The organism is Psychrobacter sp. 16-MNA-CIBAN-0192, assembly GCF_040309565.1.
In the GTDB taxonomy this organism is placed as follows: domain Bacteria; phylum Pseudomonadota; class Gammaproteobacteria; order Pseudomonadales; family Moraxellaceae; genus Psychrobacter.
The window spans coordinates 339,747-363,937 of record NZ_JBEOOX010000001.1 but is presented as its reverse complement, the minus strand read 5'-3'; the positions used below and the strand labels follow the sequence as shown (position 1 = coordinate 363,937).

General features: G+C 44.3%; 17 protein-coding genes. 3 read left to right on the top strand and 14 right to left on the bottom strand.

Translation table 11 applies throughout. The features are described 5' to 3' along the window. Position 1: 1 nt before the first annotated feature. The 5 genes from AAEY78_RS01500 to AAEY78_RS01480 form a co-directional block, all read right to left on the bottom strand. Positions 2-1,015 (bottom strand): DNA-binding protein, encoded by a 1,014-nt coding sequence (locus AAEY78_RS01500; protein WP_352336684.1) that lies wholly within the window; start codon positions 1,013-1,015, stop codon positions 2-4. Positions 1,016-1,084: 69 nt separating this feature from the next. After that, entirely contained in the window at positions 1,085-3,232 is a 2,148-nt protein-coding gene (ligA, locus tag AAEY78_RS01495; RefSeq protein ID WP_352336682.1) for an NAD-dependent DNA ligase LigA, read from the bottom strand. Between the two features lie 197 nt (positions 3,233-3,429). Continuing rightward, on the bottom strand, positions 3,430-4,431 hold the full coding sequence (locus AAEY78_RS01490; protein ID WP_352336681.1) for a cell division protein ZipA C-terminal FtsZ-binding domain-containing protein: 1,002 nt from the start codon (positions 4,429-4,431) through the stop codon (positions 3,430-3,432). Between the two features lie 186 nt (positions 4,432-4,617). Then, a complete protein-coding gene (locus AAEY78_RS01485; RefSeq protein ID WP_352336680.1) occupies positions 4,618-8,490 on the bottom strand; it encodes an AAA family ATPase in 3,873 nt (1,290 codons plus the stop codon). 108 nt (positions 8,491-8,598) lie between these two features. Continuing rightward, positions 8,599-9,402, bottom strand: coding sequence for a sulfite exporter TauE/SafE family protein (locus AAEY78_RS01480; protein WP_352336828.1), 804 nt, complete (start codon positions 9,400-9,402; stop codon positions 8,599-8,601). Between the two features lie 273 nt (positions 9,403-9,675). Here AAEY78_RS01480 and AAEY78_RS01475 point away from each other — a divergent pair, with 273 nt between their 5' ends. After that, positions 9,676-10,665, top strand: a complete 990-nt coding sequence (locus AAEY78_RS01475; protein WP_352336678.1) for a biotin--[acetyl-CoA-carboxylase] ligase — start codon at positions 9,676-9,678, stop codon at positions 10,663-10,665. A 34-nt stretch (positions 10,666-10,699) separates the two neighbouring features. Beyond that, on the top strand, positions 10,700-11,431 hold the full coding sequence (locus AAEY78_RS01470) for a pantothenate kinase (RefSeq protein WP_352336676.1): 732 nt from the start codon (positions 10,700-10,702) through the stop codon (positions 11,429-11,431). A gap of 143 nt (positions 11,432-11,574) precedes the next feature. Here the strand turns inward: AAEY78_RS01470 and AAEY78_RS01465 are convergent, their stop codons facing one another. The 5 genes from AAEY78_RS01465 to AAEY78_RS01445 form a co-directional block, all read right to left on the bottom strand. Beyond that, entirely contained in the window at positions 11,575-12,810 is a 1,236-nt protein-coding gene (locus tag AAEY78_RS01465) for an FAD-dependent oxidoreductase (protein WP_352336674.1), read from the bottom strand. 246 nt (positions 12,811-13,056) lie between these two features. Further along, positions 13,057-13,776 carry an amino acid ABC transporter ATP-binding protein gene (locus AAEY78_RS01460; RefSeq protein ID WP_352336826.1) on the bottom strand — a complete coding sequence of 240 codons (720 nt, stop codon included), beginning with the start codon at positions 13,774-13,776 and terminating at the stop codon, positions 13,057-13,059. A 201-nt stretch (positions 13,777-13,977) separates the two neighbouring features. Next, entirely contained in the window at positions 13,978-14,649 is a 672-nt protein-coding gene (locus AAEY78_RS01455; RefSeq protein ID WP_352336672.1) for an ABC transporter permease subunit, read from the bottom strand. Further along, on the bottom strand, positions 14,646-15,392 hold the full coding sequence (locus AAEY78_RS01450; protein ID WP_352336670.1) for an amino acid ABC transporter permease: 747 nt from the start codon (positions 15,390-15,392) through the stop codon (positions 14,646-14,648). The genes AAEY78_RS01455 and AAEY78_RS01450 overlap by 4 nt, the downstream gene beginning before the upstream one ends. 137 nt (positions 15,393-15,529) lie before the next feature. Continuing rightward, a complete protein-coding gene (locus tag AAEY78_RS01445; RefSeq protein WP_352336668.1) occupies positions 15,530-16,498 on the bottom strand; it encodes a glutamate/aspartate ABC transporter substrate-binding protein in 969 nt (322 codons plus the stop codon). Positions 16,499-16,898: 400 nt separating this feature from the next. On the opposite strand from AAEY78_RS01445, the gene hslO reads away from it, so the two are divergent. Further along, complete coding sequence (gene hslO / locus AAEY78_RS01440) at positions 16,899-17,876, top strand: Hsp33 family molecular chaperone HslO (RefSeq protein WP_352336667.1); 978 nt, start codon at positions 16,899-16,901, stop codon at positions 17,874-17,876. A 176-nt stretch (positions 17,877-18,052) separates the two neighbouring features. Here the strand turns inward: hslO and AAEY78_RS01435 are convergent, their stop codons facing one another. From AAEY78_RS01435 to AAEY78_RS01420, 4 genes are all read right to left on the bottom strand, one after another. Beyond that, the gene (locus AAEY78_RS01435) at positions 18,053-19,528 is read right to left on the bottom strand and encodes an alpha/beta fold hydrolase (RefSeq protein ID WP_352336665.1); all 1,476 of its coding nucleotides are present in this window, start codon (positions 19,526-19,528) and stop codon (positions 18,053-18,055) included. Positions 19,529-19,771: 243 nt separating this feature from the next. Next, positions 19,772-21,997: a PhoX family protein gene (locus AAEY78_RS01430; RefSeq protein ID WP_352336664.1), complete on the bottom strand. Its 2,226-nt coding sequence runs from the start codon at positions 21,995-21,997 to the stop codon at positions 19,772-19,774. Positions 21,998-22,253: 256 nt separating this feature from the next. After that, positions 22,254-22,979, bottom strand: coding sequence for a fumarylacetoacetate hydrolase family protein (locus AAEY78_RS01425; RefSeq protein WP_352336662.1), 726 nt, complete (start codon positions 22,977-22,979; stop codon positions 22,254-22,256). Positions 22,980-23,052: 73 nt separating this feature from the next. Continuing rightward, the gene (locus AAEY78_RS01420) at positions 23,053-24,099 is read right to left on the bottom strand and encodes a DUF3616 domain-containing protein (RefSeq protein WP_352336661.1); all 1,047 of its coding nucleotides are present in this window, start codon (positions 24,097-24,099) and stop codon (positions 23,053-23,055) included. Positions 24,100-24,191: the final 92 nt, after the last annotated feature.

Below are 24,191 nucleotides of genomic sequence, written 5' to 3'. Positions count from 1 at the left end.
ATTAGCGATCCTTTAAACGTTTAAATACTGCTAACGTCTCAGGATCACTTAGTTGCTCTTCTAGAGATTTACTTTTTTCGCCTAAAAATCTTTCGAAATCTGCTTCAGGCACTGCTTTGATATAAGCTTCTAGCTTCTCATGTAGGGCATCCCTGAAACATAAATCACGACTTGCCATTTTAGTGCGTGCATTCAAAATTAACGGATTGAATAGTGGGTGGGTCTCGAAACTCTGGATTAACGCTTTGGCTTCTTTATGAGTGAGCCGAGATTTCTTACTGTTACTGGCTATCTTTAATTCGTGCGCAATTCCTGCTTCAAAACTGGCAATTAAGTTAAGTACTTCAGAATACATAGTTTCTCTAATATTATCTTTAGTATTAAGCTTTAATATTTTCTTATATTCAGTAGCATTTTCTTTGAAAATACTCTGGTAAATTAGATTAGTAAATATGCCATATTTCCATTTATTACCTTCTACATAATTATCTAAAGCGTCAGTAAAATTTTGGCGATAATTATCTTCTTGGACAGCGGCTAATAAATAATCTTCATCACGCTGGTTAATAAACTTAGTATGCCCTCCTGAACGCTCAGCCATGACATCTAGCACAATATCTAACACTCGAGAACGTAATAATCTTGCAGATTCGCTTTCAGTTAATAACATACCAAGATTGAGTACGGCACGGAATGTGAATACTCCTAATACTGTAGTTTTGGTACCCTCATTGATGAGGGTACCAAAAGCTAAACTCTTGAATTCTTTTAGCTTTGTTCCTCTTAAAGTTTTATATCCATTATTTTTTAATTCCTCAGTGTAAGAAGATAAGTACCGCTCTATAGTAGCATCGCTTATTTCAAACATAGTCATTACTTGCTGTTTAGTAAATACAATATCACCATTATAAAGTGTACCGCCTAACTCTAAATGCTGTTCCGCCTGTTCCAGTACATAACGGTTATTTAGAATATTTTGTCTCTCATGTAGAGACTCTGTTAAGTCTTGAGCCATCTTAATTTCCTTTTAATTTTTAAAATAATTATAGGTGATGTTATAGAAAAACCAAGTTGCGTTAAATTACTATAAAATAATCACAGTATTATCATTAATATTTTGATTTTTCTCTTCCCCAACCAACGCCAAAAACTCTTCCTCACCCACAACTTTTACGCCAAGTTTTTCAGCCTTCGCCATTTTCGAACCAGCCTTTTCGCCTGCTAATAATGCAGTGGTCTTTGCGGAGATACTGCCGGATACTTTTGCACCTAACGCTTGCAGTTTGGCTTTGGCTTCATCACGCGCCATGCTATGCAATGCGCCTGTGATAACCCACGTTTGCCCATCGAGTGGTAATCCTTCTGACACTACTTGCTCGACTTTGTCCCAATGGACGCCTGCCTCACGTAGCGCGGTGATGACTTCGATATTATGCGGTGCGCGGAAGAATTTATAAGCAAGCTCAGCGGTGATAGCGCCAACATCAGGCGTGAGGAGCAACTTTTCGATACTGGCGGACATTAAGGCATCAAGGTCGCCAAATTGCTGGGCGAGGTTTTGCGCGGTGGTTTCGCCAACACCGCGAATACCAAGCGCGTAGATAAAGCGTGGTAGCGTGGTCTGTTTGCTAACTTCTATCGCGTTTAGGATATTTTGCACGGACTTTTCGCCCAGTTTTTCAAGGGTAATCAGTTCTTCTTGATGCTCGTGTAATTGATAAATATCGGCAACGGTTTTGATTAACCCATGTTCAAAAAAGCCAATCAGCCAACTTGCGCCCAAGCCATCAATATCCATCGCCCGACGCGAGACAAAGTGGATCAGCGCTTCTTGCTGCTGTGCGGGGCAAAACAGTCCACCGGTACAGCGCGCCAACGCTTCATTATCCGGCAATATCACGGGCGAGTGACACACTGGACAAGTGGACGGCAGCTGCACAGGTTCAGAATCAGCTGGGCGCTGCTCATGCCAAACGCGGGTGACTTTAGGAATGACATCGCCTGCACGGTGGACGCTGACCATATCACCGGCGCGCACATCGAGACGCTGAATCTCGCCAAAGTTGTGTAAGGTGACATTACTAACAGTAACGCCGCCGACTTTTACAGGTTCTAACTTACCAACAGGAGTAATGGCTCCGGTACGCCCGACTTGCCAATCAATCGTTTGCAAGCGCGTCATGACAGTTTCGGCAGGAAATTTATAGGCGGTCGCCCAGCGCGGCTCGCGTGATAAAAAGCCAAGCTGTTGCTGGAGCGCCAAGCTATTAACCTTAATTACCGTGCCATCAATCTCAAATGGTAATTCGGCACGTCCTTCTATCACCGATTCATAATAGGCTTGTGCCTCACGTGGATTCTGTACGACTTCCACCGCGCTGACAGTAAAGCCAATTTCTTTAATCCAAGCCAATGCTGCGGATTGAGTAGCAATAGTATCTGGCAATCCTTGATTGACTGAATAACCATAAAACGCTAGTGGACGACTGGCAGCGATGGCAGGGTCAAGCTGACGCAAACTACCAGCGGCAGCATTACGCGGATTGGCAAAGACTTTATCGCCATTTTCTTCCGCCAAACGATTCAGGCGTTCAAAGCCTGCCTTGGGCATCACCACTTCACCGCGTACTTCTAATAATGGAATATCAGTAGCCGCCGCAATCCATAACGGTAAATTACGAATGGTCTTGGCATTTTGAGTGATGTCCTCGCCGGTTTGCCCGTCACCGCGCGTTACTGCTTGCACAAACGTACCGTATTCATATTTAAGCGATACTGCCAAGCCATCTAGCTTAAGCTCCATTTCATACTCTGGACTTTGCTGCGCCACGCTTAAGCGGTCATTAACACGGCGCATAAAATCACGTAAATCGTCGTATTCAAACACATTACCCAGCGATAGCATGGGCGTGTCATGAGTAACTTGGGTAAACGCAGATAATGGCATATCGCCGACTTGATTGATTGGGCTGTCTGGCTGTACCAAATCTGGATAAGCTTCTTCAAGCTCTTGTAACGACAGGCGTAATTGATCGTATTCGCTGTCCTCTAAGATAGGATTGTCGAGGACATAATAAGCATTGTTATGAGTTTTTAGAGTGGCAATAAGCGTGCGCATTTGGGCGATAATGGACTCGTCAGTTGTCGCAATGATAGAGGTTTCATTATTTTGAGAAGTGATTGGTTGCGTGTTGGTGTGTGCAAAAGTAGGCGGTACGATAGGAGTGGTCATGGTCGGCATCTGTGCTATTCAAGATGCCGATATGATACCAATTTTCTACGGAAGGAGCACGAATAGCTGGTGCAAAATACCAACTCATTATGACTAAATTAAGGTGGTTAATTGCACCGTTGATGCTTTTTTATATTTAATGGATAACTAAATAAATGGTCTTGGTTTTAATATTCATTGTTTAACACGTTCAGCATTTACGCTTGATAATCGCGTACGTAATTGCGTAGTTGCTGTTTATATTCAGGCGTAATTGGTTCGTTGTTTTCATCAAGCATCATCGCGTCTAAGTCATTTGCCATCATATAAGCAATGCTCATCATGCTATCAAAGCTCACGAGCGCGCGTGGATGTGGCAGCGATAAAAATAGTACCACGCCATTATAAGTATTGGTCGCGACGCTATGCGGGTCAAAGGGTGCAATACCATTATCCGTGATGCCCATCATGCTAAACCACAAGATGCCTGTGCCTTCTTTTTGCTCATAACGGTGGAACATATTCATCGCGCCAAAACGCAAACCGTATTTATCCACCAAACCCAATAAATCTTGCCCACGAATGATAGCTGGCGGACGGTCACGATATTGATGCGGTAAAATGGTGATATTGATATTGTCTTGCGCATGAATCAGTGGGCTATTTTGCGCCTCATCGACCGGCTCTAATAGATGCTGATCGAGTATTGGGCTGTTATCAGTAAATGCAGGCTCAGCGGCAGTATCAATAACCGGCATTAAATTGTCAGTAGCAGACATTAAGCTTGAAAAGGCATCGCCTTCTTGATTGCCATTCATTTGATTATGCTCATCGCCGTACAGAGTTTTGGATAATTGCCCAAATTCTGCATTGTCTTGCTGATTCTGTTCTGCTTGCCAGCGCGCAAAGTCTGCACTGGTTTTGTCATTATGCGCTTGATAATCTGAACCCTGACCACGCGCAGGTACATCTTCAATCACGGCATGCAGATAATCGCGATTGGGCGTGATAGTGGTTTCGCCAGCAACCGTATCATCAAAGTCAGGTTGATCGACAATATTACGCTCGTGGCGCGGAATAATAGGGATACCGTTTTTATCATAATTAATCACTGGCGTATCCGCACTCTGGCGACGCTTGAGGCTGCGCATGACCATAAACAGCCCTGCAAACAATATAAATGCAGCAATGACAATCAATATAAACTGAATCACAGTCATGAGAGAGTTATCCTAATATATGACAAAAAGGGAAATAAACGGGGAAATAAAAAGGTTAATAATTGGCAATAGTCTAGCATGGCTGACCTTTATCGTCATCATATTGTGACGCTATGTCATTACATTGTGACGCTTTCGTAAATGTGTACAGGTAGCCATGTAAAACATATCGTTCAAACCATCCTGCTAACTCTCAATATAACGTACGGCATCTTCTAACGACACGCTCACCAATGCTGAAATACCCGCACTTGGCATGGTGATACCTTTTAATTCATCAGCAATTTGCATCGCAAGCTTATTATGACTGATAAAAATAAACTGTAAGTCATCCGCCAATTCATGAATGAGACTAGTAAAGCGCGCAACATTGGCATCATCAAGCGGTGCATCTACCTCATCAAGCACACAAAAAGGTGCAGGATGCTGCTTAAATATCGCAAAAATTAAACTGAGCGCGGTTAGTGTTTTCTCCCCACCGGACAATACCGCTAGGCGACTATTACGCTTGCCTTTGGGTTGTGCCATTAAAGTAAGACCAGCGCGCCATTGCTCAGACTTTGGCGTATTGCTTGGCATAGCCTCTGTATTAAGCGTTAAGCTGGCTTGACCGCCACCGAATACTTTGGCAAATAACTCACCAAGGTCGATATTGACGGCATCCAATGTCTGCATAAATAAAGTTTTGGTAGTCTCATCAATTGAGGTAATCGCCGCTTTTAAGGTATCCATACTGGCGGCGATATCTGCGGTCTGCTGAGCAAGTGGCTCTAGGCGCTCATTAAGCTCGTCGAGTTCAGCAACGGCAGCTAAATTAACCGCACCAATTTTAGACAATTGCTGCTCAAGTGTACTCTGCTGGGCGCTCAATTCAGCCATTTTATCGGGACGAACTCGGCGCGCATGACTGATAAAGTCGGCTAGTAAATTTATAATATTAATAGCTGGCGCTTGGGTTTTATGATACTGCGCGACTATTTTGTGATAGTGCGCCACGGCTGTCTCTGCGTGTTGAATCATATCTTCTAAACGAGCGGCACTCAGTGCCAATGCCGTTGCATGGTCTGCCAGCTGGCTTTGCTGCGCTTGTAGCTGAGTTTGCCAAGCTTCTAACGTGGTCTGCTGCTCATTATGTTCTTGCTTAGACTGTGTTAATACGGTTTCGCGCTCAGACACCATCAACTGCTGCTGGTCACGCTGTACTTGCGCGGCTTGCAAATCCGCTTGTAGCTTGGGTAGCCGCTGCTGGTGCTCGCTCATACGAGTTTCCAACATCTGCATTTTTTGCCCAGATGCCTCATATAACTCGGTGACCCGTACAAGGCTGCTATGACTATGCGCCAGCTGTATCTCGCTTTGCTGAATATTCAACTGTAGTGACTGCCATGCATTATCGTCCGCTTGCCGAACTCGGTTGCGCTCATTGCGCGCTTGTTGTAGCTGCTGGCAATGCTGTTGCGCTTGGGTTAATTGTGGACTAAGCTTTTCTTTATCGGCGTCAATTTGCAGCTGCTCACTTTTTAACACTTCAGACTCTTGCTTTAGTTCCTGCTCTTCTTGCTCAAGTACGCTTTTATCTGCGTATAAGCGTTCACTATCGGCTTGCAAGCGTTCCTGCATTGCTTGCTCGCGACTCAACTGCTGCTGAAGTTGATAACTGTCGCGGGTTAATTCAGTAATTTGTGCCCGCAGCTCCTCAAGATTAACCATAAGCGCATCATAATCGCGCTGAGTATGCTTCATGGTTTGCTGCTGACGCTCTAGTTCTGCATCACCTTCATCGAGCAACGCTTCTAATTCTTCTAGACGCGTACGCTGAGTCAGACGCTGGGACAAAAACTGACTGCTGCCTTGATGGTCTTTAATGCCGGCAAGCTTAGTTATATTAATAGTTCCGCTGCTACTGATTATCCAGCCATCCATGGTTAATAATAACGCTGACGGTGGCAATGTTTTTAGGATAGTTGATAGCGCTTTAACGCGATCATCACCATTATTAGTATTAGAACAGTCTTTTGGTAGATATAAGTAGCACTGTTGCCACAATGCAAGCGCTGGTTTAGCAATCAGCGCTGATAAGGGTACGATTTGCTCGGCTAAATCATCTGCAAGCTCGTTTGGAAGAGCTGTTGTAAAGGTATTTTTTTGAGCTGAATCTATTGCTGCAGGGAGCCATAAACTATGATTAATATCATTTTTCGCCTGTCCTGCTTGCTGCTGATAAGTAAGCAGTTCTGCGATATAACCTGAAACTGGCTCGCACGTATTATCCGTATTTTGTGCATCACCTCTTGCTATCAGCACATGACTGTCCAGCCATAGCGCCAGTACTTTATCCAAAATAGCGGCATACGTTTGACCGCGCTTACTTAACTCAATGTGCTCACGTAAAGTAGTTACTGGTAACGGTTGTTCATTGCTTGCTAAGATATTACTAACGGTTGATTCGGTGTTTGTATTCTCTAATTTTTTATTAGTTTTCGGATGCAATATTTGATGTAAAGTTTCATATTCACCAGATAACAGCGCTTGTCGTTTTTCATGCTCGGCAAGTTCGCGTTGCTGATGAGCTAAGCTTTTCTTCAAATCTAATGCCTGCGGCTGCAAATCCTCTATACGTTCTGATACACCGTCCTGCTGGCGAATGATTTGTTGCAGCTGCTGAGTTAACACGGTGATTTTGTTATTTGATGGCTGCTGTACGACCGGCTCATTATTTATGTTAGATTTATTTATCGCCGTATCAGTACCCGAGACAGACGCTTGCAGCTGCGCCCATAACGCTTGCCAATTGTCATGACGACGTGTCCATTTTTCTTTCTGAATGGTTAAACGTTGCTGAGCTTGGCGACTTAATGCCTGCTGCTGCTCAAGGGCACGTGACTTTTCTTGCAATTGAATAAGCTGATGTTGCGCTTCATTCCATGCGCGCTGCTCTGACTGCTCATTTTTTTGATAATTAGCGCGTTTAGCAGTTAATGCTGCCAGCTGCGGACGGCTGTTTTCAAGCAATTGTTGTTCAATTTGCGCGCCTTTTAGCGTAGCAATTTCAGTCTCTGCTTGATTGCGCTGCTGCTTCGCTTGACTGTATTGATGCTCAAGTGTCGCAAGTTGCGTCTTTACATCGTTAAGCTGGTACTCCGCTTGTTGATAATGCAATTGCTGCTCATAATGCGCGCTTTGGGCATCGTCTTTGAGCCATTGTTCTTGATTAATATGGACGGTGAGCTTGTCTTGTTTGGCTTTTAGCTGTTGATAATCCGCTTGTAGCACCGCAACGTCGCTAGCGCTTTGTTCATGGGCAAGCTTTTGCTGCTGCTGGGTATGTTTTGCTTGATATAACTGTTGAATGGCAAGCTTTTGCTGAATGTCGGCTAAGCTTTCGCTTAATTCGTGATAGCGTTGGGCACTTGCAGCTTGCTTGGATAAGGTCTTTTGTTGACGCTCCATCTCGCTTTGCATATCGTGTAGTCGCGCCAGATTATCTCTCGTTTTTTCTAGCTTTTTTTGCGTCTCCTCACGCCGCGCTTGGTAGCGCGATACGCCTGCCGCCTCTTCGATAAACTCACGTAGCTGCAACGGGTTGGAGTCGATAATGCGCCCAATCATACCCTGCTCAATCACCGCGTAACTGCGAGCGCCAAGACCTGTACCCAAAAATATATCCACCACATCACGGCGGCGGCAGCGCGTACCATTGATAAAATAATCTGAGCGCCCCTCCAAGTTGACTTGGCGACGCACGGACAGCTCTTGATAGAGATTGAGCGCATGACGAATTCCGGTCTGCTTATCTTGAGTATGCTCAAAAGTCAGCTCCACACTGGCAACACTTTTCGCCGCTTTGTCCTGCGTACCCGCAAAGATAACATCGCTCATCGCTCCACCACGCAGCTGCTTCGCCGACGTCTCACCGAGCACCCAGCGAATGGCATCAATCACGTTAGATTTGCCGCAGCCGTTGGGTCCAACAATGGCGGTAATACCACGGGGAAAGGTAAAAGTAGTCGCGTTAGCAAAGGACTTAAAGCCTGCCAATTTTAGAGATTTTAAGCGCATGAACGGTCAGCAAATCGACAAAAAATGAGCGGCTATTTTACCTGAAATTGTAGGGGTTTTTTGGGGTTTATAATTTTAAATCTGTAGACTTTTTTGAGGCATATCGATTTACAACACCCCAATCCCATTTAACAATAACTGACCACCAACAAATAATAATAAGACACCAAAGGCACGCTTTAACGTCGCTGCTGGCAATTGATGCGCAAGCTTGGCACCGACTTTTGCCATCATAAAGCTGACCACAGAGATACATAAGAATCCAGAAATATGCACAAAACCTATTGTGCCAGCTGGCAAGTTTTCAACGTTTTTGCCAAACCAAGCAAACCCAAGCGCACCAGCAATGGCAATCGGTAAACCACATGCAGCAGATGTACCGACTGACTGCTTCATCGGTAACCCTGCCCAATTTAAAAAGGGTACGGTTAAACTACCACCGCCAATCCCAAAAATAGCGGATGCCAAACCAATCCCTGTTCCTGCACCCATCTGCACGCCCTTTGACGGCATTGGCTTACCCAGCTGCTCTTTATTAGACATAAACAACATATTAATGGCGACCAATAGCGCTCCAACGCCGATAATTGCTTGTAGCGATTTGCCATCAATCATTTCTGCAACGCCAGCCCCAACCAAACTACCAATGACCAAACCAAGTGCCATATTACGCCAGATATCCCAGCGTACACCGCCGCGCTTATTGTGCGCACTCATCGAGCTGATGGAGGTTATGATAATGGTGGCAAGCGATGTCCCGATTGCTAAATGGGTAACCACGTCAGGTGGGAAATGATAAGCGGTAAAAATCCATACCAGCGCGGGTACAATAATCAAACCGCCGCCTACCCCAAATAGACCAGCGCACACACCTGCAACCGCCCCTGCAATCACAAACCACACATATAACATCATCTAACCTACCTTTTATTGGGCTTATTTTCGTTTTACTTAGCTTTTAATATGCGTACCTTTTACCGCACCTGACTTTTATTGTACTGATTTCTATATCATAATGAGCGCCGCGAATACTGATGCTGATTTGCTATATAGCTATTTTCCGTTAGCCTTTAGCAGATACATTCTTAATTTCCGCCCTGATATTATGCGCAATCATTGTCATATCAAAACTGCTGTAGTATAACAAAGATTGTCCCTGCCACATGACTCACATCGACTAAACTTATGCCGCTATCCGATTCGCTCACAGCACAGCTTTCAGACTCAATCTCAAGTCTCAACCATCGTCACGTTATCAGTAGTCCATCGACCAATAGTGAGCTGATTGATGCCATACAAGACGGCACACTTTGCGCCAATCAGCTGCACCTGTTAACGGCTGAAACTCAAACGGCAGGGCGTGGGCAACGGGGGCGCTCATGGCAATCACCGCCCGGCAACGTTTATTTGTCGTTATATCATCCAGTACAAACACCTATTAGCGGCTTATTATCGCTAATTATTGGTGTTGAATTGGCAAAAATACCGATTATTCAATATTTAAATAGCCAATTACAAGCGCAAGGATTAACGCCTATCGGGGTAAAATGGGCAAATGATTTAGGCTTTTACAAACAAGATAATAAAAAAGGTAGTAAAAAAGAAAGCCAGTCACAGAATGACCATGCTCAAACAAATGAAGAAGCGATTATTTATTTTAATAAACTTGCCGGTATCTTAATTGAACCCGTTTGGCGCGCTGGTAAATTAGTGGGCGTGGTGATGGGCGTTGGTTTAAATGTACAAGCGACGCCTACTTTGACCACCCAAACTTGCGAGGGCATGAGCTATCAAGCGCTGAGCTTACAAGATATTTATGAGTTACTAAATTTACAAACTAGTCTAGCTGCAAGCGCGAGCTTGCCTACTTTGCAAGAGTTATACGAGCAAATGAGTAAGGCATTAATAGCAGCCATAACCAGCTTTACGCAAATATCAGCTGAACAAGGCAGCACTCAAACGCCTTATAGAAATGAGTTTTTACGCCAATTTGCCACCATGGATGCCCTTGCAGGACTAAGACTCCTCGTCACGCAAAACCATCAAGGTGAGTTACAAGTGATTCATGGTCACGCCTGCGGGATTGATACAAACGGCTGTTTGCAATTACGTCAAGATAACGGTAAGCTTGCCGCGCTTTTTACGGGACGTATCGACGTGATGCGTACGGTTTAAACTGGCAATATTGAGCATTCATGTAAGGATAGTTATGCTTTGGCTTGATCTTGGCAACACCCGTCTTAAATACTGGCTGACCGACGATGTGGGTCAAATTATCTCTCATGATGCCACCCAGCATCTGCAAGCGCCTGCCGAACTACTAATGGGGCTAACCGATCGCTTTGAGCGTTATGCGCCTGACTTTATCGGTATCTCATCGGTGCTTGGCGATACTTTAAACGTCAAGGTATCAGAGACTTTGAGCCGCCTTAATATTCCGTTTGAGTTTGTCCATGTAGATGCTGCTCACCCATTAATGAGTAGCCATTACGACGCCAATCAATTGGGCTGTGACCGTTGGCTACAGATGCTGGGCACAGTCGATAAAAAAAAGCGCCAATGTGTAATTGGTTGCGGTACGGCAGTAACCATTGATTTGATTGACCATGCAACGCATTTAGGCGGCTATATTTTCCCCAATATATATTTGCAACGCGAGTCTTTATTTTCTGGCACCAAGCAAATTACCATCTCTAACGGCACCTTTGATAGCATTACGCAAGGTACAACCACACAAGATGCGGTACATCGCGGCATTTTGCTGTCAATCGTGGGTGCGGTCAATGAAATTAGCAATCGCCACCCTAATTTTGAGCTGATTATGACTGGAGGCGATGCCAATATGATTGCCCAACACATCAATCGTCCGGTACATATCCGTAATGATTTATTGTTAAATGGTCTGGCGCGCTATTTTGAACAAAATAATAAGACGTTCTAAATTTCTTATAACAAATTAATTAAATAAAAAAAGCAGTAAGCGAAAACCTTACTGCTTTTTTGTCGTCTATAAAACGTGAGTTATTATCAGTATAAAAAATCAGCGTTGGCGATAATCAGTGACAATAACGATTAAACCAAGAATTAAACCGTTGCTGGCGCTTTAATCGTTACCGTGGCACTTACCAAATTCTGCTCGTCTAATAATTCCATAATCAGCTCATCAGCACTGTCTGTTTTGATTTGCCAATTGCCCTCAGCGCGTGGCACGCCGGTTGCCATGACAGAAATGGCTTTATTTTTTAGGCGAATCATGGGCGGCTTATGCTCATAGCCTCCATGATCAAGCCCTAGAACATCATCGGCAATGGTTGCAGCCTGCGCCCGTAATGGCGCAACATAACGACAAGCTACCCCATTAATAGACATACAATCACCAATGGCATAAATATGTGCCGTTTTAGTACGCAGCGTAGGTGCATCAACCACAATTCCGGTTCGGCTATCAAATTCAATCCCAGCAGCGGCAGGTAATTTGCCATCAACCGTCAGTCCAGTACTGGCAATCACATGATCAACGGTAATGGTTTTGCTATTAGTCGCTGCATTTTCATCATTATTACTATCATCATTCACTGGCTTTAATGGCGCATAGCTGACCTGCAAGCTGCCATCGTCATTACGAGTAACGTCCGATACCAAGCAGCCGCCTAGAAAACGAATCCCTTGAGACTCAATGGCTTTGGCAATACGCGCGGTGGCTTGCGCTGGTAGCATTTGTGACAATGGCGCATTATTTAAATCAATCAGCGTGACTTCATGACCTGCTTTAAGTAAATCTTCAGCGATTTCCGTACCAACCATGCCAGCACCAATAATCGCTACGCGCTGAGCACCGGTTGCCAACTGCTCTTGCAACTGAGCAAAGCGCTCAATGTGATTGACATGCCAGACCAGCTCTTGCGGTAAGCTTTTGGGGAAAATAGGATGCGCACCAAGCGCTAAGACCAACTTATCATAACGAATGGAAGCGTAATTCGTATTGGCGGGATCTGAGCGCAACTCAGAGATAAGCTGCAACTGTTGAGTGGCAGCATCAATATCCGTCACACTGGTATGCGCCAGTAACGTAACCCCTGCTGCTACCGCTGCATCTTCACCGGTTGCCCGCACCAAATCTGCTGCTTGTTTGTTTTGACTGATTGCCATAGTTAGCATCGGCTTATGATAGCGATCACCACTATCAGCCGTGATAAGTGTAATCGGGATGTCTTTATCTTTAGCACGAATCGCATCAATGACATGCCAGCCAGCAAGACCAGCACCGATAATCACAATGCCATGTGCTTTAGACGATGTCCCTAGATTTTCCATACTCATAAAAGCTCCAAAATGTTTGTTATAAAATGCTTGTTGTAAAAATAAATGGTTATAAAACGACTATACAGGTATTCAGCAGATGTTTTGTAGGCGGCTATTTTTAACAATAGCATCAGCCATTGTTATAAGGTTAAATCATCATAGTGGCAAAGAGTATAGCAGTAAATAGATACGCGCTCATCAGTCAACAAAAAGCGCCCAAGAGATAGGCGCTTTGTACATTTATGAAGAGTAACACTCAATATATTATTGATTTAAAATCTTTGATAAAAACTTTTGTGCTCGTTCACTGCGTGCACCTTCAAAGAATTCATCTTTACTGCAGTTTTCAACGATATAACCTTCATCCATAAAGATGACGCGATTGGCAACTTGACTGGCAAAACCCATTTCATGAGTCACACACATCATGGTCATGCCATCACGAGTCAGCTCTACCATGACATCGAGCACCTCTTGAATCATTTCAGGGTCAAGCGCAGACGTCGGCTCATCAAATAGCATAGCGACCGGATCCATTGCTAATGCCCGAGCAATTGCCACGCGCTGCTGCTGACCACCAGATAATTCCGCTGGATATTTCGCCGCTTGTACGGTCAAGCCCACTCGATCGAGATACGCCATTGCTTTTTTCTTAGCGTCATCTTCCTTGCGTCCTAACACTTTAATTTGCGCAACGGTCAAATTATCGATGATGGTCAAATGCGGAAATAATTCAAAATGCTGGAACACCATACCGACTTGACTGCGCAGCTTTGGCAAATTAGTCTTTGGCGCACCGACAGAAATCCCACTGACCAGTATTTCACCTTTTTGAAACGGCTCAAGCCCATTAACAGTCTTAATTAGCGTCGATTTACCACTGCCTGATGGACCACATACGACGACGACATCGCCTTTATGCACATGCGCAGTACAGTCGGTCAGCACTTGGAAATCACCATACCATTTGCTTACTTCGCTCATTTTAATGACGATTTCATCACTTGCGTGACCGTTATCCGTAACCAGCCCGCCAAACTCATTGATATAGCTGTCATTGTCAATAGCAGTATTATTCATCGCTGGCTCCTAGCCGTCACATGTTGGATCACTATCACTAACTAACTAACTAACTAACTAACTAACTAACTAACTAACTAACTAAAGTAAGCTCATATTTTTTAATTAAAATCTTAAGCGTTTCTGGATTTGCTGAACCCCAATAGAAGCGCTAAGACTAATAATAAAATATACCGCACCCGCCCCTAAAATATAAGGCGTTAATAAGCCCATTAACTCGCCACGGACATAAGCAGCGCGGAAAAAGTCTGTTAAGCCAATAGCAAATACTAATGTCGTATCTTGGAATAAAATAATACATTGCTGCAAAATCAGTGGCAGCATCTTGCGAAAGGCTTGCGGCAAAATAATCAAGCGCATGGTCTGACTATAGGTCATGCCCATGGCTTTTGCGGCATTAACCTGACCGTGCCCAATCGATTGAATACCCGCGCGCACCACCTCTGAGAAATAGGCTGCCTCAAACATCATAAACGCGACTACACAAGAGGTAAATGCAGTATCAAGTTGCAGATATTTACCCGCTATCCAAAAATAAATCATCGGTACAGCAAAATAAAACCAAAGTAGTACTAATAATAGCGGTACTGAACGAAAATAATTGACGTATAGCTTGGCTGGAATCTCAAGCGCTTTGATACCCGATAAGCGCATTAATGCCAGCACCGTACCGAGACTAATACCGCCGATAATCGCTAAAAACAGCACCTTTAATGTGGTCAGCATGCCGCCCATTAAACCGGGATAAGCTGTGGCAAGTTCAGTCATCATATTCATTTTTGACCTCCTGCTATCAGCCCAGGAACTCGTAATTTGCTCTCAATTAAGCCCATAATAGCAATCAGTGACAGGTTAAAGACTAGATAGATAACCGTCGCATAGGTATATATTTCAAGACTATTTTGCGTATATTCACTGATGGTTTTGGTTTGGCTGATGAGCTCCATCACCCCAACGAGTGAGGCAACTGACGCATTTTTAAAACAGTTGGTCAGCTCAGAGCTGAGCGGCGGTAAGATAACGCGAAAAGCTTGCGGTAACAACACTTCTTTATAAGCTTGCGGAATGGTAAATCCTAGCGCATAAGCGGCGTTGATTTGACCTTTAGGTAGCGAGTCAATACCCGTACGCACTTGCTCGACGATACGCGCAGCGGTAAATAACCCTAAGCCGATACTCGCTGAGAGCATGGCGGACGTATTGGGTGATAATTCCTTATACCACCATTCTTGTAATGCTGGAGTGAGCCAACCGGGTGCAATATAAAACCAAAAAAACAGCTGCACGAGCAACGGCACATTACGGAAAAACGTCACATAAGCCGTACCAATACTGCGGGCAGTTCTATTCGGTAAGGTGCGCATGATACCAAAAACAGTACCAATCACCATCGCTATCGCCCACGCGATACTGCCAATCAATAACAGCCAGCCAAGCCCAGTTATCATCCAATGAATATACAACTCATTGCCGATACCAGTCTGCTCAAAGAGCACTCCCCAGTTCCAGCTATAGTTCATTATTGTCTCTCCGAGTAGTGAGAAATAGACGCAGACATCAGGTTAAGCTTAAGCCATAACCTGATGTCTGAACGCGCTATCTTCAGCGACAATACTTAAAAGCAATATTTAAAAACAGTATTTAGCAACCGTTAAAGTTACTGAGCTGTAGCCGCTTTTGGTTGATCGCCATCATGTGGATTGGCAATCAATGCCTTTAAGTTGTCCGACATCTCAAACTTTAAGTTGACGTTTTTCGGTGGAATTGGGTTTAAGAACCATTTGTCATAAATGCTGTTAATTTCGCCTGATTTATAAACATTGGCTAATGCTTCATCAACCACGGCTTTAAATTCAGGATCGTCTTTACGCATCATACAACCATAGATTTCAAACGATTGCGGCGTACCGACGATAACCCATTCATCAGGATTTTTGGCTTTGGCTTTTTCACCAGCAAGCAACACGTCATCCATCATAAAGGCATCAGCGCGACCATTCTCTAACATTAAGAAGCCTTCGCCATGATCTTTTGCTGAAATGATATTGGTATCCATTTTTTTCTCATCGTTATATTGGCGGATATAACGCTCAGAAGTCGTACCGGCGGTGGTCACTAATGTCTTGCCTTTAAGGTCTTCAAAATCTTTGATACCTGAGTTGGCTTTGGTTAATAGACGCGTGCCAATCTCAAAGAATCCATTAGAGAATGCCACTTGCTTTTGGCGCTCTACGTTATTGGTGGTTGAGCCACATTCAAAATCGATGGTGCCGTTTTGTACCAATGGAATGCGTGTTTGTGAGGTAATTAGGTTATAACGTATTTTTAAATCTGGCATATTGAGCTTGTCTTTTACCGCTTCAACCACTTTCATCTCTAAGTCATGCGCATAGCCCATCGGCTGATTAGGGTCATCAGCAATGTATGAAAATGGAATAGAGGAGTCACGATAACCGACTACGATAGTGCCTGAATCTTTGATTTTTTGTAGCGTGTCGGCAGCATTGGTGCTCGGCTCGCTAGCAGAGCCATCTGTAGTGTCAGATTGGTTACTGTTATTACAGCCTGTCAAAGCCAATGCCATAAAAGCAACTAATGTTAAGGGTTTTGATAGTGAGTATGTCATGAGATATATCCTTTTATCACATTGTAACCAAATTAATAGAGACCCTAGCAGACCCAAAGACCTTACTGGAATTAGGCAGTGATTAGTAACCTAACCACTATGCATCTCTGATGTTACCATCATTTATAGTAATGAAACTCAATGTTACTTTATAGCAACATTCCCAACGTTAGTAAAGTTTTTTAGTGTATGGCGCGATACGCTGGACGCAAAGTGCGCCATCTTAAAAAGATTAGTGTTCTTATGGGCGTTTAGTCCTAACGATTAGGCATTTAGCACTAATAATAGGTTCTTATTGGCTGATAATGACAGTAACTGGCTTTAAGAATATCGGCTGAATATTGATAAATACGCAATAATCCCCATAAAGTTAGCAACTTCTTAACCATGCACCTGACTTATGACCCAAGATTCGCAAGCCTTAAATCCTGAGCACCCTCAATCTGATACCACGCCTACCGACAACCTCGTACTTGATAACGATGTGCGCCAACGTTTCTTTATTCAAGAGTCGCCCGTGCGCGGTGATGTGGTGCGTTTATCACGTAGTTATGCCAGTACCATTGCCCAAAAGCCGTATCCTGAAGCCATCAAACGCTTATTGGGTGAGATGCTGACGGCAGCAAGTTTATTGATTGGTACGGTCAAAATCGACGGTCACTTATCCATCCAATTGCAGTCGTCTGATAAAGACAGCTTGCTCAATTGGGCAATGGCAGAATGTGATCAAGATGGTGTCATCCGCGCCCTTGCCAGCTGGAAAGCAGATACCGATGAGCAAGTGCAGGCGTGGGAAAATATGACCAGCGCCAATGATGCTTTTGCGGAGCTTGGCGCATTTGGGCAAGGGGTATTGTTTATTAATATTCAGCCTAAAGGTGGCGAGCCGTACCAAGGTATCGTTGAGCGTAGCCATGACAATTTAGCTGACTGCTTAGCCCATTATCAAAAGCAATCCGCGCAGATTCCAACGCTGATTAACTTGGCATCAGACGGTTTGCAAGCCGGTGGTATTTTGGTGCAATTATTGCCGCGCCGTGATGATGAAGAGCAAGAGCACGTCGATAATGACTTATGGCCGCGCTTATCAGTATTGACGCGTACCATCAAGCCTGAAGAGCTGACCACACTGCCGACTACAGAGCTGTTATACCGTTTGTATAATGAAGAAGATGTGGTCTTGCCAGAGCCTGTAGCATTAACCTTTGGTTGTACCTGCTCAAAGGAGAAATGCGAGACAGCAATATTACAAATCGGGCAAGATGAAATGCTCGATATCTGTGATGAGCAAGGCGGTCAGTTCGAGATGGATTGCGGCTTTTGCGGTGCGATTTATCGCTTTGATAAAGAGAATATTGCTGAGATATTTGCGGAATAACGTTTATTTAGCTATTTAGCCGTTTAATGATTTAACCGTTTAATTAAGTTTACTGCACTATCAAAAACCCTTGAGCATGATGCTTGAGGGTTTTTTTGAAAAAATCTATGATATGTGGTTGATTACGCTATCGCTCCCTCATTCATATTCTAACCAAATGGTTATATTGATCGCTTTTAAATCATTACTCCTAACTCATGCGGGTACGACTCAATATACGTATGGCGCATGCTACGTTCTTCATCAAATAACCACGCGATGACTTGCTTGTGTACCCTATCGCTATAGAGTAAATCATAATGGCTTAACCCATAAAAAATTGCTTTGCGCTCTTCAGGGACAAGCAGCGCATGCTCGCCTGTATGCTCACCTAACGCTGATTCTATAGTGACCAAACCATCACCCAACAGACTGGTAGCTTTATTATTATAATGACCTTCAACTAAGGTGGCAGCGACCAAATAAGCTTTTACATGTAGCGGTAATCGTGCTGGATGACGGAATTCTTGTGGCAACACATTGCGACCCTCAAGACACAGCCAATCCTCATCACGAATACTGCCATGACGCAGATCAATAATACCCGCGCTGCGCAAGTCGCCAAGCTTAGCAAGCGCCCCGGCAAAAGGCAGCTTAGCGATTCTATCTTGAACATAATAGCCAATACGCTCAAGGCTTGCACCTTGATGCGGTGAGCCTAAGGTAATGAGAATACCCACGCGCTGTACCCAATTAAAACCCTGCACTTTGCCAGAAAATAGCGCACTACGCGCCACCAAGCCGCCCATACTATGACCGATTAAATCAATTTGAGTAATATCAGGATGATGATTTACCAGATGCTGGAGCACTTTTGAGAAGTCGCGACCATTACTAGAAATCCGTTGTCCCGTATTATAATCAAGGTATAAAACGGTAACGTCCTGCTGCCTTACTAGGATACGCTCACCCAAACCATCATTTTGAAAAGGATCCCAGCTCAAATGGCTCATACATAGACCATGGCACAATACAATCACGCGTCCTGAGAGCGTGCCTTCTTGCAGATAGCCATATCTATCATAGAGCACCATCGGTATTGCCAGCGGATTTTCATGAGTCACTAGATGGTCACCCATAACCCCATTGAGCACATTGACCAGTCGTTTTAACTTTTCAGGCAGCGGTTGGGCATTTTTTTTATTTAATAGCGTGTCATATAAACGTACCCCTGAGGCGACGTTATCGCCTATCAGCCGTGAGGCATGTCGCACTGTCCCATAGATACGCCCAACCAGACCGCGTTGCCATTTACTTTGATTGCGGTCATTGAAGCGCCCTAATGGACGCAGTACAATCTCACGGTGAATGGCTTCGACAATATCAGTCACTTCAACCACACCCATGGTCGCCAGCTGAGCCAACCCTTCAAAAAAATCAACCAAGGAGACAGGCGTGCGCGTATCTAACTCAGCACTAACATCCACATTTGACGCGGTCAGCTCATCCACAGAGATGTAGTCCAATTGTGCTAATTGCTCATAGACATTATCTTGAAAATTCGCGCTAGATTCTGTATTAACGTTAGAATCAGAGTCAGACTGAATATCAGGCTCATTTTTACTATGAGCAAACAGGTCATGAATGGTATCGATTGGCTTGGTATGGGGCATAATTTTATTTTAATAATTTTGGCGGTAAGGGTGGTCTCATATAGTAGCCTGTTAATGAAAAAAACAGAAGAGAATGATGGTGTTAAGCTTATTCAAACGTACAGCTTATGCAAATAAAAAATCCCAAGTCAGGGCTTGGGATTTTTAAACATAAATAGCACGTTATCTACAAAGCTTGTGCGGCATCAAATAGGGTTACGGATAGTTTGCGTGAGACTGCACTTACTTTAGATTGTAGTTGCTTTAGGTCGGACTTGACGGCGCAAACGATTCTGCCAATATCACATCGCCATCTTCTTTAGTAATCATCACCGTCGCTGAACGCGGTATTTTGCCGCCTGCAACCGCGCCCCACTGATTGCCCGGATGCTGAATATTAATAAATAGCGTCTTAAAATCTGGGGTTAAGGTAATACCAGTCACCTCACAGCCTTCTGGTCCCACAAAGAAGCGTTTAATATTGTTATTATTAGCCGGCGTACCGACGCGGGTTTGCTGCCCTGCGGTCGTGATGGTCAGCGCGCCGTCACTCACATTACCGGGCAGCGCAGCAAGCAACATACAGCTACTGGTATCGGTATACGCGCCATCATCGGTTTGAATCCATAGCACCCCACGTGGGTCAAAATACAAGCCGTCTGGGGATGAAAAATCATTATTATCGTTTAGTTTTGAGAGATTTTCAGCCGATAAATCATGAGGCGCGGCGAACAGATAGATATCCCATTCAAAGCTTGTGGCTGCATGGTCGCCACCCGCTTCTGCCCAGCGGATAATATGACCATTATCATTGCCACGGGCTTTACCACGCGCCTCATAACTGCGTGGGTTGGTAGCTGAGACTGGCTGATCATCGCGTGTACCACGATATTTATTATTGGTTAAGGTCACATAAACCTCACCTGTGATTGGGCTAACCGATACCCATTCTGGGCGATCCATTTTGGTGGCACCCAATACATCTGCTGCTGCGCGCGTAAAGATAAGCACCTCATCTTGTCCATTAAAAGGCAGCTCACTATTGGTAGCATCTAATCCGTTTTGACCGTGAATGAGTGGTTGCCAACGACCGCTACCATCATCATTAAATATGGCAACATATAAGGTGCCCTCATCCATATACTTGCTACCAGCTTTTAGACCGCCACCAATATCGTTATTTGACCACGTGGCTTTGGAGACAAATTTATAAATATATTCGCCCCGAGCGTCATCACCCATATAAAATACAATCGGCTTGCCTTGCTCAACAGGGGCATAAGCGCAGTTTTCATGGGCAAAACGACCCAATGCCGTGCGTTTTTGCGGCACAGACTGCGGGTCAAAGGGATCAATCTCGGTGATATAGCCAAAGGTATTAAACCCATAACGATAGTCTTCCGCTGCCGTGACCCCAACCGCAGTCATATCCCAGCGCGAAAACTCATCCATTATCTTGGCATCTTTAGCCTCAGGCGTGTGCCAGAGATAATCCCAACTGGGGAAATTCTCTTTTGCCCCATAACGCTCTCGACCATAATGTTGCCCTGCCGTCAGTTGGCTGGCATCTTCACCACGGGCGAATACCCCTAAGAAATTCTCTTCTGTGGTCAAATATGTGCCCCAAGGTGACAGACCTGCGCCGCAGTTATTATTAATGCCACGCGTCTGATGCCCAGTGGGATCAAACTTGGTTTTGACCAAATCAGAGCCTGCCACTGGACCGGTCAATTGCGCCACTGTACTGCTGGTAATACGGCGATGATACTTTGAATTGGGTACCATCTCATAACCGCTACCATCAGCACGGCGCTTCATTTCAACCACAGCAACGCCATGACAATTGACCTCACGGCGTACATCACTGGCAAGCCTACGATTTTGGAAGATAGGCGCAGCATTATTGTCTTTAATTAAATGATAGCCAAATGGACTAAGCTCAGCGCTATTCACATATTCATGATTCATGACCAGCAGCCCATTATCAGAAGCCTTTGGGTCATAAGCGGCACCGTTTTTGCCAAAGAACCACATGCCATCATGGTTGTCACCCATGCGCCATTCAAACGACTCAGCCGACTGCTCGCGATTGTCCTTCCAGTCCTCAATGCCTGCCATCAGTGGCATACCAAGCGGCAATATCATCTCTGCCTTATAGCCTGCTGCCACACTCATCTCTGCCGCTTTAGAATGAGCAACGGCTTTGAACTTTAAGCTTTCAGGGCGGTTTAATGTCCCTGATGCAGGAATAGCCGCCGTATTATCGTTTTTAATCACGGGTCGCCCACCAAACTGACTGTCCTCGCTATTACAGCCTACCAACGGCAGCGTACCAAAAAAAGCGGCGGCGGTTAATCCGGTACCCCCTTTTAATAAACTGCGACGGTTGAGACGGCGACTGATAATGGTTTGAAAATCAATATTATTACTAGGGTTCGAGTCTTCAATTTCTTCGTGAGCAAGATTTTGCTTATTAGATAACAGGGTCATGTTCGGTCACCTTGGCAGTTGGTTTTGCAGGACAGGCAGATTCAATAAATAGGCTGTGAATTACATTAAGCATAGCGCGTGTAACAGAGATACATTACGCTGTATCCTACTGAGCATTGATGACGGTTTGATGACTTTTTAATAACATAACGGTTTTTGGTTAAATGCCCTCCATTTAAAAGCTCTACATTAAAAACAAAAAAAATCCCAAGTCAGCGCTTGGGATTTTTTTGTTTAAGAGTGTTTTTTTGACTAATTACGCGACGCGCATTTGCCATTCATGCGTACCCAATACCAAACGCAACTCATCGCCTGCCTGTAAGACGCCAACGCCACTTGGCGTACCGGTCATAATTACATCGCCTGCTTGTAAACTAAAAGCATGACTAATCTCAGCAAGTAATTCATAGACGGGAAACAACATCAGCGCGCTATCGCCATCTTGCTTAAGCACATTATTAATATATAGCTGATAACGCACCTGCGTAAAATCGTCAAAGGCGAATGGGTCAACCCAATCCGCAAGCACACACGCACCATCAAAACACTTGGCACGTTCCCACGGCTGACCTTTGTCTTTGAGTTTATTTTGCAAATCACGCAAAGTTAAATCCAGACCCAAAGTTACACCCCCAATAGCAAGCTTTGCCTGCTCAGTAGTTGCGTTGCTTAAGTCCGCCGCTAACTGAATGCATAGCTCTGCCTCGTAATGGGTCTCACCAAAAACCGCAGGATTTGGGCGGACTAAAGTGTTTTTAGCAGCAGCAACACAAGAAGCAGGTTTCATAAATAGTAGCGGTGACGTTGGCACTTCATTGCCGAGTTCACGTGCATGAGCGGCATAGTTACGACCCACACAAACGACTTTGCCGATAGTACTGCGCGCGTTACGATTTGCATCCGTATAAAGCTTTTTTTCATCACTAAAATGTACGCTATCTACAATTAAATCGGCAATCGGAGTGTGGGAAGATTGGCTCATAACAGGCTCTCATTAGAATGTGGAATCAGACTACTATCTATGATTTTTTACTACTTTTAATAGGCTACTTAAACTATTTAAACTTAGCTTCATCAACAAAGCGATACTTAGCAGGGATTTCTTTTTTCTCATTGCCTTCATCAGCGGTAAATAGCAATTTCGCGACGCCATTTACTTTTACTGAATCGATGCCTTCAATATTTTTCAAATCTGATAACTCAGGTAAATTAACAGGAATAGGCGCGTCGTTAGGGTTGCCACTCCATGTCCAAATTTTTGAGAAGTCTTTGCCTTTATCATCTGGAATTTCATTGGCAATCACATATTTATTTAAAATAGTACTAAAATGCAATGAGCGAATACCGCCGCCACCTAGATTTAAAAAGATAGGCTTGCCAAATACTGGCGCTGCATTTTTCTCAAACACTTCTGCTGGGTTCTGAATGGCGACAATAATAGCAGACTCGCCTACCATTGGAGCGCGCAAACCTAGTAGTAAATCTTCGGTTTTATGCGCATAGGTTAAGCCTTCGATATTTAGGGTATCAAAGTCAGGCTCTTGACCGGTTTTTGCTTTAATGGCTTTTATCAGCGATTTTGAGTGCGTCAATTCGTCACGTAATGTTCTGACACTACTCACATCTTGTACCACATCGCCTACAACCCGAAAGCGTATCAGCTGTTCACGATTGTGACGACGTTTGCCGTTTTTTTGCGACGAGTGAGAGGTGGTTAGATATACAAAACCATGATGGTCTGCCGTTAAGCCTTCTAAATCATCAAGCTTATGCTCAAAGCCTTGACTCAGCTTTAGGTTATCATCTGCATTTTCAATCAAACTGCCATTGTCTGAAATCTTTAAAATATTCAGCGCCCGATGCTCTTCATCTTCAACGATGAGTACGCGACCATCTGGAAGCTGCAAGGTTGCTGATGGCTCATAGATATCGTTAAATTTGCCCATGCCGTCTTCTGTCAAAGCGGGTGATGAGGCAGCATTAACCGAACTGCTGGGATAAAAAAATAAAAACAGACTGACCACAATAGCCGTCAATAAGGATGCAAGTATTGCTAAGCGAAGAACTGAAGGGGATGTTGCTTTGGACTGTGCTTGGCTCATATGGCGTCTCATAGTAAAGATAATGTATAGAACTTATTATAAAACGCCCTAAGGATACTCAGGAAATAAATTCTAAGCGTTAAAGTAACTCA